Below are 14,696 nucleotides of genomic sequence, written 5' to 3' on the forward strand. Positions count from 1 at the left end.
TGTGAAAGAAAAAAAATGAAATGTTTGTTTAAATTAATGATTCTATTTTATGGAATGATACAGAGTCAATTTGCTTTTTCTCAAGCATTTAATGCATGTGATACTAGTGTTGTTTCTTCAGCTAATTGTACCTCTACTAATATTCTTATATATGAACCTAACCAAAGTACTGGTACTTTTGCACCACCAACAAAATATATCTCTAATGGAAATCCTGTTCCTGGTAAAATTGGTAAACTTCAGTTTACTTATTCAGTTATCCTCGACGCTCGTAATGTAGATAATTTTAATTATGATGCTAACAAATGGGGAATACGATTTGGTTTATCTTCCGCATCTCCAGTTGATTACTATCCTGGAGCTGGAAATTTAGGAAGTGTAACTGTCTCGTCTAAATTAAATTTATCTGCAAGCGGAAAAAACTATTTTGCAGGAACTGTTGCCGTCACTCTTGATTTTACAAATGCTAGCAATCAACTGCCTACAGATATTGTTGGAAAGATGTCTAACTCAAGCATAACTCTTCAACCTTTATACTATAATGGTTCATCCCCGGTAGCTAGAGATTCCCTTGCTTTTCAATGGCAGGCCGATCAAGGAGCTATGATTAACCCACCCACCATTTCCGTAACTGCCCAAGATCAAGCTTTTGTAGTAACTCTTAAAGGGCCCAGCGATACTTCGGCTGTATTAGCTGACTCAGCTTCTTCAACTCTAAAAGCAACAGCGAATAATTCTATTTCTGGATATATTATTGTTTATTGGTTAGATTCAGACGCTAAAGGTAACGCAACGGGTTGTAGAGCTTCGCCGGGAAATTGGAGTTTTCAGATCAATCCAGCAGCTTTAAGTGCAGCGAGTACAAAATCTTATCTCTGCTCTTATCAACAATATCAGAGCTCTTTTAAAGCAGGAGGCACTTCAAGTGTAATAGGATGCGCTTCTGCAGGTATGACAGGCTTTCTACCGCTTGCTTCTGGGCCAGCTCCCCTTACGGCTGATAATGTAGCAATTCCATATACACCAAGTTATTCAAATCCTAATACAATTCCAAGCGATAGCAATGGCACACCTTCTGGTTGTTACAATGTAGTTTACGTTCCCGGAAGCCAAACGACATGGAGTAAGGGAAACTTAAAAAATGGAGATATCTATGGAATTATGGCCTGGGCACTGAATAGCGTTTATGACACTACAACAAACACCGTAAAGCCAAACTATAGTTTAGCTCATTCTAATATAAGTTATGTCACTGGGGTTTATATTCCCCTCGCAAGCACAGATAAAACACCAGATTTAGCTAAAACAAAAGATTGTTTTGTAGTTACTGCGGCTTCTGGAGATCCAAATAGTTCTTCAGTTTTTTATTGGAGACTTTTAAGAGATGAATATTTAACTCCTATTGGTTTTACTAAATTTTATTATCAACATGCACAAAGTTGGGCACAATGGTTAGATGAACATCCAAGATTAAAACCGGCTTTAAATTTTATATTTGAAACATCAGGAAAGTATTTTTATAAATTATCTGGTCTTGTAAAATCATTTAATGAATATATTTCAGAAAAAGCTAAAAGTTTAAAAAATATTTTTGTTCAAGAAGCAAGCGCCCAGGAATTACCGGCTCAAATTATAGATGAAAAATCAATAAGTGTTGAAAATCATAATACTGATAAAGTATCACAAACTTCTTCCTCTTCAGATAATGCAAATAAAACTGCTGAAACTCCAAAAGAGGATAAAGTACCACAAACTTCTTCCTCTTCAGATAATGCAAATAATACTGCTGAATCTCCAAAAGATGATAAAGTACCACAAACTTCTTCCTCTTCAGATAATGCAAATAATACTGCTGAATCTCCAAAAGATGATAAAGTACCACAAACTTCTTCTACTTCTGAGAATACTGATAAAACTAAGGATTTATCTCCAAAGGAAAAACCAGAAGATATTCAACCTAAAGAAGAAAATAATCCTTCAGTTGTAGAGCCAATTAAAGAAGATCTTAATTCTTCTCCAAAAAAAATAAACAAAAATATTATTCCACCAACAGCACAAACCCCACAGAAAAAAGAAATGCGTGATAAATCTTCAAGCTATTATTATGCTAAAGATGAACAACCTAATTATGATCTTTTTATTACAGGTGGCATACTAATGCCCACTGATGATCAAAAATATTATGATAAATATTATAGTTCACAACAAACAGCTCATTTTGAACTTGGAGCAAATTATATTTGGTGGTTCTTTGATTATTTGGGACTTTCATTAGGATTACAAGGAAAATACGTTTTTAATAAAGGTTCTGATAACGTTACTATGTTAGGTACTCAGCAACCTATTAATCGCCAAATTTATGCCTTAATTGCTGAAGGAATTGTAGGAGCAAGATTTAGAAATCCTCGTTGGGCATATATCCAACCAGGTGTTTATTTAGGTGTTGGAGCTGTCAGAATGCGAGAAGACTCTGATTCTGCTAGTTCAAATTCTAATACTGATAAGCCATTGGGAGTCACAAAATATAGTCCGATATTTGAATTTGGAGGAAATTTAGATATTAGTTTAGTACCTATTTTTTCAATCACTCCTGGTGAATTAGGAATTTTTCTTTCTGATGTTTTATTACGCTTATCAATTGCTTATAACAACAATCCAAGTCCGGCTTTATCTACTTCCGGAATCTTTTTACAAGGCGGATTTGTCTTTTTGTTTGAATAATATTAGCCAACATTCCGTCTAAACCACATTCTATCTTTTTCAAGTAAAATACACGGATAAATCAGTTTATTAAAATCATGCCAAAGTTTATCTATAGATAAATCTGCTGTTCTTGCATAACGCATATTTTTTATTATTTCTTGAATTGTCCAGAAAACATCAACAGGAATAAACACTTCAATTTCTGGAATATTTTTATCTGTTTGAATTGGATCTGGACGTAGTTCAGGAATGTCAGCAATTGTAAGAAAACGTTGTAACATTATCTGTTTCCTCTTTCTTCAGTTCATTGGTTCCGTTTCGGAAATTTTGCGTTAGTATTTAACTTGGTAACTTTTGATTGGAGGGAAACACAGGTGAATCTCAATACCTTCTTAGAAAGAGGCGGGTTTAAAGTTCTTGCTGTAGCACGTTTAGGCTCCTGTAGCTACTCGCTTGTTCTATATATTATTAATTGCATAGTAGCTCGAATAGACGAATTGATTTCAAGTGCAGCGGAATTATCAATTTTATTAGGTGTAACTGAACGCCAAGTTAAACTGGCTCTAGATGAACTCACAGATAGCAATATTATTTCTGTTTCGAATAAACACGGAAAAACTCTTGTTATAAAAATGAATTTAGATCCTGGAAAATGGAAAAATTTGCGCAGTTCTCCAGAACCCAAAAAAAGAATTTTAGGGGATGCAAAAAATTTACATTCCCTTATTCCCCAAAAAAATATTGGTTCTAAGAGTAGTCCTATAAATGTTTCAATTTCAAGTGAAGAAGCATTATTATTTCCTAATAAAATACAAAAAGAAAAGAAAAATATTGGAGAGGAAAAAGATGTTGAAGTAAAAAAAATAGTAGAAAATTTTGCTAAATATCACGGAAATAAAATGGATTTAAAAAAAGAAGAAAATTTTGCAAATCTGCTTTTAGAAAATCATCCTTTTGATCAAATAATTGCCTTAATTGATTTTTTTTCAAAAGAAATTCCATCTTTATCCATGCTAGTTGGAGCATGGTTTCATTATATGAATAAATATAGGGAAGAAACATCGGATATAGATGATTTAAATGCTTTCCGAAAAAAACATGAAGGATTTGATGAAAAGATAAGAAGTTTAGCATCATTTGAATTAAAAAAGATTCAAAAAGAAAAAAAAAGTATTACTGCAGATGAAGAACTTCTTCTTCATATATTAATCAGACATGAGCAACCAAGGAAACAACTCTATTGGGCACTTAAAGCAAGAGATCGTTATCCAAGTTTGCATTTATTCTTAGATAAAGCTAAAAATTCTGTTGAATTAAATTAACAATAATAACTTAACTAATAAATTTGACTTCTTAAAAAATGCTTATTAATTTGTTAAGGTTGTAATTTGTCAGAATAAGACATAGAAAGTCTGCTAATTCTAAGAGGTAAGACATGCGTTCTATCGATCTCTCTAAGTTACTAGTGTTAACTTCTCTTATAGTTACCCCAATAAACGTTTTAGCCAACAGTACAAATACTAAAACAGAAACTGTAATAGCTGCGGCAGAAGTAGCTAAAGACTATTCGATAGATCCTGATCATTCGAAAGTCTCATTTGAAGTTGCCCACTTAGTTATTAGTTCAGTTACTGGTGAATTTAAAAAATTTAAAGGAAATTTTAAATTTAATCCTGAAGATTTTTCTCAAACTCAATTAGAGGCAACTGCAGAAATAAATTCAATAGATACTTCTGTGAAAAAAAGAGATGATCATTTAAAAAGCCCTGATTTTTTTGATGCAAAAAAATTTCCTGTAATGACTTTCAAATCAACAGGAGCCAAAAAAACTGGTGATAAAACATTTGAATTAACAGGTGATATGACTATAAAAGGAACATCTAAACCTGTTACTTTTAAAGTTACACATAATGGTCAAATAAAAGATAAAACAAAAGTTCTTCAAGCGTTTAAAGCTGTAGCTGAAATCAATCGAAAAGATTTTGGAGTTAATTTTCAAGCTGTCGTTGAAGCTGGACCAGTTGTCGGAGATACTGTTACTATAAATATTGCCTGTGAAGGGACTCGTAAACCATAATTTTTTTTAAGGAGATTTTTTATGTCAAAGAAAAGTAAATTAGTTCTTAGTGCAGCAGTTGCTGGTTTAGCTATGGGAGCAATTTCTTCTGCTTCTGCTGAAGAAGTTAAATGCTGGGGAGTTAATAGCTGCGGAGGAAAATCTGCGGCAAAAGATAAAGCTGGTTGTGGAGTAAACAAAGCACAAGTTGAAGCTGTTAAAAAAGATAAAGAATTAAGTACTAAGTTTGGAAAAGCAATGGAACATTCATGTTCTGGTAAAGCTGAGTGCGGCGCAAAAGGCGGAAACCTAAACTGGACAAAAATTTCAAAAGATGAATGTCAAAAATTAGGTGGTTTTTTAATGGATGATAAAGGTAAAATAGAAAAATTAAAGAAATAATTTTTTAAAGGAGATGACAGATATGCAGAAAAAAATAGTTATAACAGCTGCGTTAAATAGTATAGCCTTAACTGTTCATGCACAAAATAATGCAGATCCTGTCATCTCTCAAGAAGTTGAAAAATGCTTTGGTATTCAAAAAAAAGAAATGAATGCTTGTGCTATAGATAAAACTGATATTGATGCTGCCAATGCAGCGTTCAAAAATAAATACAAAAAAAGTACCACATTTGAATGCGCTGGAAATGTCATGGGATCTGATAAAAAAGGTTACCTTGGCTGGCTGTATGTTGCAAAAGGATCTTGTTTAAAAATTGAGGGAGGATTTTTAATTCGAAAAGATGAGAAAGGAAAAAAAGTTGTCGAAAAAGGATAATCAATGTGAATGAAAAAAATATAATTATAGAACACAAAGATGGAATTTTTGGGGCAGGCCTACGTGCTGCCCATTATTCATTTTGGCACCAAATGTCAAACCTTCCAGTTCTTGAAGTGATGGCTGATAACTACATGACGTTAGAAGGGGGGCCTGCTCTTTATCACTTGGATAAAATAAGGGAACGGACAAAAACAGTTATGCATGGTGTTGGTTTAAATATTGCAAATGCGTTTAGTATTGATAGAGAATACTGCTACAATTTAAAAAAATTAAGCGACAGACTCAATCCGCTAGTTATTTCAGATCATCTTTGCTTCTCAGCTTCTCCAACGCACAATAGTTTTGATTTACTTCCTATTCCTTTTAATGAAGAGACAGAAAAACTTTTAGTAAATAACATTCATATCGTTCAAGATATTCTTCAGAGACAGCTTTGTTTAGAAAATATATCTTCTTATGTATCTTATAATAATAACGATTTTACTGAAATAGAATTTTTAAATTCACTATGTAAAAAAACTGGTTGTGGTATTTTATTAGACATTAATAACATTTATGTCTCAGCAAAAAATCATAAATTTAGTGCCATAACAGAATTAAAAAAAGTCAATCCAAATTATGTCAAACAGTACCATTTAGCAGGTCACTCAGCTATGGATGATTTTTTGTTTGATACGCATGACAATTTAGTATGCTCTGAAGTTTGGTCGTTAATGCAGTCAGCTCTAAATTTCATTGGTAAAAGACCTGTTATTATTGAACGTGATGATGAACAAGCACCTTTTTCTGAAATAATAAATGAAATCAATATTGGAAATTCATTAATATGAAAATAGATGAATTAAAAGAACTGCAAAATTTTTTCTTAAAAGTAATTTACTCGAATCTAGATGAAAATTATAAAAATTTTACTACTGAAAAAGAGTATACTTACTTTCTTCCAGAGACATTTCATAGGATTCAAGCATATCGTCAATCATTTTATGGAAGAGTATCTGGAGTTTTTTCGCAAACAATATTTGATCTTGCCAGTGCATTATTTGGTAAAAGTTTTATTGAAAATTATCTCATTGATTATTTCCATAAAAATCCTACCCCATTAAATATGACCAATTCTGTCAAAGAATTTTCTAGTTACTTAAAGGCGCAAGAAGAAATTCAAAATTGCCCTTTTGTACCAGATTTTATTTCATTTTGTTTTATTATTCATGAAATTTTATCTGCAAAAAATCCATTAGAAAATACCTTTAGCCAAAACGCTCCAAATGCCGAAAATATATACTTACAAAAAGAGCATTTTTTGTTTACTTCTGAGTGGCCAATTTTACAGCTATATAACGCTGCAAAAGATATATTAAACGAAAGCGAAAATAAAGAAAATACTCCAGAATTTTTAGCAAAGTTTCGCGAAGATAAATTAACTCAGATTGAAAATAAATCTGAAGATGTTATTCTTTTTAAAAGTAATGCTTGGAGCTTAGATGTAATTTTAATTCCTAAAGAATTTTTTCCTATTATAAACCTTTTAAGTCAAGGTTTAAACTTACAACAAGCTGTAGAAAACTCAGAAATATCCGAAGAAAATTTTGACTTGAATAAGTTTTCTGATTGGATATCAGTCTTAACAAGACAAAATGCTTTTTTTAATAAAAATTCTTTTTAAATTTTTGAATTATCTGATAGTGATCTGAATACATTTTATTTTCTAAAAAAGATAAGTCATCTAATAAAATCCAAATTACTTCAGATGAATTTCTTGCCTTTGAAATTACAGGTAAATTATCAGATTTAAGAATAAATAAATAAGTCTTTGATATTTGTTTTCCTAAAGGAAATCGATCTGAGTAATTAAAAAATTCGCTGGAAACATAGCTTTTAGAAAAATACTCTTTATCTATATTTATTCTTACTTCATACTGCAAATATTCAAGTGCATTACTTTCAAAATCTTTGTTGAAATTATTTGCTTCTGGAAGAGAATAAAGTCCTTCTTTTAAAGTTTCCTTGCTTTTTAAAAGCAGAATATACTGATTGCAAAAAATTAACACATTAGTCACATTTTCATTAAAAAATGAATCTTTATTTTTTTCAATATATTTAAATTTATTTTTTAGAAAATTATAATCATCTGATTTACTATATTTAGTTAAGTAATTTAAAATAGATTTAGGAACAAGCTCTTTTATTCTTGGTAAATCTTTTTTTAAAAAGTAAATTTTTCTTATGTCTGTAGCATTTATTTGTTTAAAATTACCTGTTTCCAAAAATTTCCATTGCGGAAAAATTTTAAGATAATAAGAACTAGAATCTTTTTGATGTCCTATTATTGCAATATTACTTTCTGAGTTTGTAATTTTAAATACTTCTCCTTGGACATTTTGAATCCATTTTTCTTCACAATATAGTCTATCTCGAATACCAACAAAAAAGACTTTTTTCTTTTCCAAAGTTGTAAGACAGGAGCGAATCATTTCAATTCTTTGCGTAATATTCCAAGGTCCTCTTGGCGAAGGAGAGGAATATGCTCCACCCAAAATAATTATTAGTTTTTTTGAATACTTAAGAGCAAATTTGATGCTTTGCAAGTGTCCTAAGTGAAATGGCTGAAAGCGTCCAATATATACACTGAACTCATAAACTTTTTTCTCCACCATGACTCCAATCATAAAAATCTAGTATTATCATAATATTAGATGATTTCTCCGCTGCTAAAAAAAGAAATTATCTTGACACTTATATATAACAGTAATACAGTGTTGCGACCATTCGTTTTGTTGACGAATGCCATACTTTAACCAAAAGAAGGAACTCAGTTATGAAATTTGCTTCAACAAAAAAATGGGCAACACTTGCTGCTCTTGCAAGTTCTCCAATGTTTTCTTTTTCATCCTTTGCAGCAGAAACTCCTGCAAAAAAAGAAGCGCCTTCTACTCCAGCAACGAAGAAGGGTACTATGACTTTCAAAAATGACGAAGAAAAAGCAAGCTATATTATTGGACACGAAATTTCTTCCAGCATCAAAGGCGGAGAAATTAAAATTAATAAAAATATTTTAATAAAAGCAATTGAAGATGGATTGAATGGAAAAGAATCTGAAATAAGCCCTCAAGATTCCCAAGCTTTTATGCAAAAATACATGACTGAACAACAAAAAGTTCGGAGCGATAAAAACTTAAAAGAAGGCGAAACTTATTTAAGCAAAAATAAATCTGAAAAAGGTGTTGTTACTTTAGCTAGCGGCCTACAATATAAAATTATTACCGAAGGTAAAGGTGCCAAACCAAAAGCAACTGATACAGTTACAGTGAATTACGAAGGTACTTTAATTAATGGAAAAGTATTTGATAGTTCTTATCAACGTGGCCAACCAGTTTCTTTCCCAGTAAATGGCGTAATTAAGGGTTGGACTGAAGCGTTGCAATTAATGCCAGAAGGATCAACTTGGATGCTTTACATCCCAGCAGGTCTTGCATATGGTACACAATCTCCTTCTCCATCTATTGGACCAAATTCTACTCTTGTTTTCAAAGTAAATTTAGTGTCTATAGCAAAACCAGCACCAGCAACTAAAACTGCTGAAAATGAGAAAAAATAATTAACTTTATTGTTTATTTTTCAAAAGGGCTTCAATAACTTGAAGCCCTTTTTTTATATTCTTTTTTTAATTACGAATTTTCATGACTAGCGCGACATTTTCAATTTAGGCTATCAATGGAAATCCTTTTCAACTGCTAAATTGAATCTAGTAACATGCAAAGGACATCCAAATTCTTTTCAACAAAGAGGTTAAATTCCTATTCTTTAAAGTTATGAAAACTTATAAATCATTGATGCTTTCTGTTTCAGCTCGTATTTTATCTAATGTTTCTTCATCAAATTTACTGATAGTTTTAAAATATTTTAAATAAATTTTTTTAGCTATTCCCTCTTTTAGTATTCTATTTACAGCGAATTGCCAATATTTAAATTCTTTAGCAGTAATATTTGCTTTTGAAAAGCCGATTGAAACTAAAAAACCTCTATCTTTTGGGGTCCAATCCTGAATTTCAATCTCATTTTTAAATTTTTCATCCCATAATTTCAAGTTATATTTAGCAATTAAATTATTAATGATATAGCCTTGAATTCTATTGTGTCGTAATTTTTCTTCTAAAGAACTATCACTTTTAGATATTTCAATTCTTTTTTGATCTTTCAGGCCAGCAATAAATTTATCTAACTGTTCATTGCCATATACTCGACCCAAATGGTCTCCAAAAACTAAGTTCTTTTTAATAATAAAATCGTTCATATTTTTTACTTGAGAATCTTTTCTAACAATAACTAAATTTTTTGAAAAAAAATAAGTTGCAAAATATGCAAATTCTTTTTTATCCGGATATAAAATCACAGAAGTTAGAATATCTACTTCACCCTTTTTTAAATAGTACCATATTCTTTCTCTTGGTAATGTTAGAATATTAAATTTACATTTAGTTATCTTTTGTAGGGCATCTACTAAATCTTTATCCAATCCTGTATTAGTTTCAGGATCATATACAATGCTATGTTTAGATAATCCAATATTATAAGTTTTTGAGCAAGGAAATTTTTTTTCTTTCGCATATGTGTTAAATTGGTAAGACAGAATTAAACTAATATAAAATATTATTAATAAAATATTTTTCACTTGACTTCCTTTTAATTATGGTTTGTCCTACATAGAATTTAATAGAAATAGACAGAATTTAAAACAAGGTGTCAATTATTTTTTAATCATGAGATATTTCATTTCTAAATTTTGATAAATTAATAGGAGTATGTATTTCGCTACCGACAAAAGTTAACTTTTGAGTTCTTTATTTCTAAATACCTCAATAAGATGAAGTTTCATACCATAGCCTTATGTTTCTTTAGAAACATAGTATTCAATATCTTAGATATCATAGGAAACCTTGCATGTGTAAATGCTTTTGAGTTTTATGATAGTGAGATAAATTTTATTGAGTTTGTTCCGCTATTCCATTAGCAACTTCTTTGATACTTTTTTTCAAAATTAACAAGCAAATTAGAACTTCTTCTTCGAACCAAACAATATTTTTCTAAACTCTTATTTATTATATTACATCTTTATTTTCCTTTATTTCTTTCAATATTTTTCTATATATTCTTTAATTTAAATGCTATATTTTATATTTTTTTCGTTATATAGTTTACGGCGCCGACAAGCTTTTTTTGCGGCTCATATTTAGCTTTATATAAAATATTGCTTGAATTTAATTTTGTAGAAAGCATTTCATATATTTTACTTTTTTTATTACTACATAACTCAATTCCTGTCTTACCTTCCATATTTTTCATTTGAATAGCTGTTTTTACCGATGATTGATCTGCATATTCTAAAAATAATGCAAGCATTGCATCAGAATTTAACAAAACAGCTTTATGCAAAGGGGTGTTAAGATATTCATCAATAGGAATATCAATTTTTATATTTTGAATATATTTACTTTGAAAGGTATATTTCATTAATCTTTTTATTGTTAATAAGTAATTATCCTTCTTTAAAATACTCACACTACTTGCATTAAATACTGAGATAAAAAGAATTTGAATAGCTGACAGTCCTTCAGGATTAAGAAAATTAGAATTATAATTTATTTTTAACTCATGAATTATTTCTAAATAATTTTTAATAAAATCATGATTTAAACTTTGACTAGCAACTTGCAACACACTTAAATTTTGCTCATTTAAGACATAGGGATCTGAAAACTGAATTATTTTTTTCAAGTCTATGCTTATTTGATCTGTTTGCAAATTTATTCCTCCAGATTTAGCAACAAGAAATAATCTTTTTTCATAAAATTTATTTTGATATGATTTTTTTAAAGCATCATTTCCTTTCATACTTCCAGAAGAAGTTGATCTGTCTAATGTACTAGACTCAGACGACATTGATCTTTCTAGCGTAATAGATTCTTTCTCATTGGTAAGTTTTGACAAAATAGGTACATTTTTAAATGCTTTTTTTATATTCCGATCAAAAAAGGTACTTTTATTATTTGGTGAAAATCTATCCTTTCCTAAATCAACAGCATTTGATTCTTTTTTTCCATAATTCATTATGGGAGCTGGTTTTTGTTTCGTAATACATTTCGTAAATTTTAAAATTAAGTCTATGAAGGTATCTCGATATGATTTTTCATAATTTTTAAAGTTAAATTTAATAGTAATTAAATACTGTATTCCTTCCTTTAATTTAAAATCAAGAACAGAATTACTAGTTATAGATTTTTTAAAATCAAAATATTCATTTTTAGAAATATCTGAAGGATACAAAAAAAGCTTATTTTTATTTATAAGACAATAATTTATGTTTTCACTTATGTATTCTATGGATATAAAATTTTCTTCAAAATTATTATATAAAATTTTCTTTTCACCTAATGAATTTATTTTCACCAATATCTTTTTGTATTTTGATTTAGAAAAATTTTTAAACAATATTTCTTCAGCATGTGAAACTCTAAAGTTACCAGTGAATCTCCCCCTATTAATATATATTGTTTGAAGTAATTCTCGATTAATTAAAAGATATAAGTAAATTTCATGAAAATTTAAAAAATATTTTTTATCCCTATATTCTTTAAATTTATATTGAAGGTTTTTTTTATCCTTTTCGATAAAATCTCCAAATAGTTTTAATGCTCTGTCTTCACCTGATACTTTTTTGTATTCTAAAAAAGATTCCATAACTATATCAAGTATTTTACTTATTCTTTCAATCCTATTTATTTCCTCAAGGTAAAGAAGCAAACTTTCATTATAAAAATTAATAATTAACTCAGAAACAAATTCTGTTTCAACTCTTCCGTTTATGTCTATAAAATTTATAGACTCTCTATTATAAGTTTTGATTATATATTGCAAAAGTATGATATAAAATAAAAGTTCAACAGAATTGTATTTTACAATATAAGCATTACACCCTGTATGTATTTTTTTATAGTCTTCTTTTTGAAGATCAATTTCTTTTAAAAAACTTTTTTTACCTTCTTCTGTTTCAAATAAAGAGCTTAGATCATTGTAAAAATCTTCTTCTTTCTGAATTTTGTAAAATTTACTGTACAATAAACTGGAAAATTCATTAATAACTAAAACCTGATTATCAATTAATTTATTATGTAATTTTTTTGAGTCTAATGAATTTTTCACTAAGTATCTAAAATACTGTTTGCATTCGTCAGCAAAATCATACTCATGAAATTGAAAAGTTTCTATAGAAAAATCATGCATTTTTGTATCAGATATTAAAATTCCTTTATCAGAAAGAAGATGAAACATTTTTGGAAGATCATTACTTAATAAATCATTAATATAATTATATTCAGGCATTTAATATTTTTCACTCCTTGTAAACTTAATCACCTCTTCATTATTTTTTATATTTTTTTTGAATTTTGTCAAAGATATTTTTCTTTATTTTGATAAAATAATAATTTCACATAATTTCAATAATTTATTATCTTATTAATATTCCTCTAATTACATGATTTTATTTTCTAAAAAACAGGTGCAAATAATTTATAGATATTTTTACAGTATTTTTAAATTATTAAATAAAAATCCTTTTAAATTCAAACTTACTAAGAAAAAAAATGTCAGTAATTTGATGTTTTTATCTTTTAAGTAATCAGTTAAAATTTATATACATATTCTTTTAATTTGGAAGGAATTCTATGGTAAATTTTTTAAATTTAAAATTTATCGTTACATTTTTTATTATTCTAACTAGTTACAGAACATTTGCGGTAGATCTATGCAAAAAACCATGGAAAGTAGCAGTTTCTGATCGCTATCCGTTTGAAGTCTACCTAGAGGGCAAACCTAAAGGACTAAATATTGATGTTCTGAATAAAGTAGCAGAAAAGCTAAACTGTAAGGTAGAGTATTTTGATCTTCCTTTTGCTCGGATTATCTATGAAGCGAAGCATGGAAATTTAGATATCGTCATGGGAGTCGGCAAAAGAAAAGAGAGAGAAGAATTTGCTTTCTATTTTGATCCATATCTTAATTCGCCTTCAGTCATTGTTATTCATAAAAAAGATTACAAAAATTTTGAAAAATTTAAATTAACAGACCTTACTCAGGAAAAAAATAAAAGTAAAATAGCAGGAATGATTGGGGCTGTTTATAATAAAGAATACGAGTCTCTTATGAGCAATCAGGTTTTTGTAAATCATTTAGTCTTAACTTCAAAAAATGCAATAAGTTTTAAAAAATTAATTGATAAAGATGTTGATGCTATTTTACTGAGTGATATAGCAATTGCTAAAACATTAATAAATTCTTCAGATTTTAAAAATGACCTTTTAATGATTCCTATTGACAAAGAAGATTACTCATATTTTATGTATTCAAAAAAATCTTTTTCTGAAGAAGAAGCAAAAACAATAAATTCGACGTTGACAAAATTTTTAAAAGAAAAAGAAGCTGAAAATTTAATGCTAAAGTATTTTACAAAAGAAGAATTAAAGATATTTAAATAATATTAATCATGCAAATAATTATAAACCGAAGCTCTTGAAAGATTTAAAATTTTAGCAATATATTCTTTTGAATTTTTTGCTAAAAATGCTCCATTTTTTTCTAAGTCAATAATTATCTGTTTTTTTTCTTCTTTAGTCAAAGATTTTATATCTTTTTTCATTTTTAATAAGGTATTATTCAAATATATATGAATTTTTTCTTGCCAATCATCTTTAAAAAGTACAGCTGCATTTTTATCAAAGCTGCCTTTATTAAAAAAAATATCTATAAAATTTCTTACATTAACTAAAAAAGAACAATCAAAATTCATACACATTAAATAATTTTGATTTGCATCATTTAAAACAATACTTATGCATTTTAAAACTTTTCCATCATAGTTTATTTTCTCATAAGGGCCAATTATATTTTGTGAATTATCAAATTTAATATCACTTAAATTTGAATCTTCTCCAATTTTTCTATTAGAAATATTATTTGCAATATAAGTAATTTTTTTTAATTTTAAATCATGAATTACAATTTCCAGATAAGGAGTGAAGAGTTTTTCTAAAGATTTTGAAATATTAATGTAATTTTCCAGCATACCAACCTCCTGCGAAACATATGTATTCTATTTCTAAG

The 14,696-nt window shown here is 28.6% G+C and carries 14 protein-coding genes; 9 read left to right on the forward strand and 5 right to left on the reverse strand.

What is annotated here, in order from left to right:
* Positions 1-15: 15 nt before the first annotated feature.
* The gene (locus QEJ31_RS01275; RefSeq protein ID WP_280591977.1) at positions 16-2,721 is read left to right on the forward strand and encodes a hypothetical protein; all 2,706 of its coding nucleotides are present in this window, start codon (positions 16-18) and stop codon (positions 2,719-2,721) included.
* 2 nt (positions 2,722-2,723) lie between these two features.
* Here the strand turns inward: QEJ31_RS01275 and QEJ31_RS01280 are convergent, their stop codons facing one another.
* On the reverse strand, positions 2,724-2,984 hold the full coding sequence (locus QEJ31_RS01280; protein ID WP_280591978.1) for a hypothetical protein: 261 nt from the start codon (positions 2,982-2,984) through the stop codon (positions 2,724-2,726).
* 93 nt (positions 2,985-3,077) lie between these two features.
* Here QEJ31_RS01280 and QEJ31_RS01285 point away from each other — a divergent pair, with 93 nt between their 5' ends.
* The 6 genes from QEJ31_RS01285 (at position 3,078) to QEJ31_RS01310 (ending at position 7,203) form a co-directional block, all read left to right on the forward strand.
* Positions 3,078-4,025 (forward strand): hypothetical protein, encoded by a 948-nt coding sequence (locus tag QEJ31_RS01285; protein WP_280591979.1) that lies wholly within the window; start codon positions 3,078-3,080, stop codon positions 4,023-4,025.
* A gap of 113 nt (positions 4,026-4,138) precedes the next feature.
* Positions 4,139-4,780 (forward strand): YceI family protein, encoded by a 642-nt coding sequence (locus tag QEJ31_RS01290; RefSeq protein ID WP_280591980.1) that lies wholly within the window; start codon positions 4,139-4,141, stop codon positions 4,778-4,780.
* A gap of 21 nt (positions 4,781-4,801) precedes the next feature.
* Positions 4,802-5,161, forward strand: coding sequence for a hypothetical protein (locus tag QEJ31_RS01295; protein ID WP_280591981.1), 360 nt, complete (start codon positions 4,802-4,804; stop codon positions 5,159-5,161).
* 22 nt (positions 5,162-5,183) lie between these two features.
* On the forward strand, positions 5,184-5,537 hold the full coding sequence (locus QEJ31_RS01300; protein ID WP_280591982.1) for a hypothetical protein: 354 nt from the start codon (positions 5,184-5,186) through the stop codon (positions 5,535-5,537).
* Between the two features lie 5 nt (positions 5,538-5,542).
* Positions 5,543-6,370 carry a DUF692 domain-containing protein gene (locus QEJ31_RS01305; RefSeq protein ID WP_280591983.1) on the forward strand — a complete coding sequence of 276 codons (828 nt, stop codon included), beginning with the start codon at positions 5,543-5,545 and terminating at the stop codon, positions 6,368-6,370.
* Positions 6,367-7,203, forward strand: a complete 837-nt coding sequence (locus tag QEJ31_RS01310; RefSeq protein ID WP_280591984.1) for a hypothetical protein — start codon at positions 6,367-6,369, stop codon at positions 7,201-7,203. The genes QEJ31_RS01305 and QEJ31_RS01310 overlap by 4 nt, the downstream gene beginning before the upstream one ends.
* Here QEJ31_RS01310 and QEJ31_RS01315 read toward each other — a convergent pair.
* On the reverse strand, positions 7,184-8,191 hold the full coding sequence (locus tag QEJ31_RS01315) for an adenylyltransferase/cytidyltransferase family protein (protein ID WP_280591985.1): 1,008 nt from the start codon (positions 8,189-8,191) through the stop codon (positions 7,184-7,186). The genes QEJ31_RS01310 and QEJ31_RS01315 overlap by 20 nt on opposite strands.
* A gap of 164 nt (positions 8,192-8,355) precedes the next feature.
* On the opposite strand from QEJ31_RS01315, the gene QEJ31_RS01320 reads away from it, so the two are divergent.
* On the forward strand, positions 8,356-9,135 hold the full coding sequence (locus QEJ31_RS01320) for an FKBP-type peptidyl-prolyl cis-trans isomerase (RefSeq protein ID WP_280591986.1): 780 nt from the start codon (positions 8,356-8,358) through the stop codon (positions 9,133-9,135).
* A gap of 222 nt (positions 9,136-9,357) precedes the next feature.
* On the opposite strand, the gene QEJ31_RS01325 is transcribed toward QEJ31_RS01320, so the two are convergent.
* Positions 9,358-10,209, reverse strand: a complete 852-nt coding sequence (locus QEJ31_RS01325) for an ABC transporter substrate-binding protein (RefSeq protein ID WP_280591987.1) — start codon at positions 10,207-10,209, stop codon at positions 9,358-9,360.
* Positions 10,210-10,709: 500 nt separating this feature from the next.
* Positions 10,710-12,917 carry a hypothetical protein gene (locus tag QEJ31_RS01330; RefSeq protein WP_280591988.1) on the reverse strand — a complete coding sequence of 736 codons (2,208 nt, stop codon included), beginning with the start codon at positions 12,915-12,917 and terminating at the stop codon, positions 10,710-10,712.
* A 344-nt stretch (positions 12,918-13,261) separates the two neighbouring features.
* Between QEJ31_RS01330 and QEJ31_RS01335 the strand changes: the two genes are divergently transcribed.
* The gene (locus tag QEJ31_RS01335; RefSeq protein WP_280591989.1) at positions 13,262-14,071 is read left to right on the forward strand and encodes a transporter substrate-binding domain-containing protein; all 810 of its coding nucleotides are present in this window, start codon (positions 13,262-13,264) and stop codon (positions 14,069-14,071) included.
* A gap of 2 nt (positions 14,072-14,073) precedes the next feature.
* Here the strand turns inward: QEJ31_RS01335 and QEJ31_RS01340 are convergent, their stop codons facing one another.
* Positions 14,074-14,658, reverse strand: a complete 585-nt coding sequence (locus tag QEJ31_RS01340; protein ID WP_280591990.1) for a PAS domain-containing protein — start codon at positions 14,656-14,658, stop codon at positions 14,074-14,076.
* Positions 14,659-14,696: the final 38 nt, after the last annotated feature.

It is taken from the genome of Pigmentibacter sp. JX0631 (assembly GCF_029873255.1).
Classification (GTDB): domain Bacteria; phylum Bdellovibrionota_B; class Oligoflexia; order Silvanigrellales; family Silvanigrellaceae; genus Silvanigrella.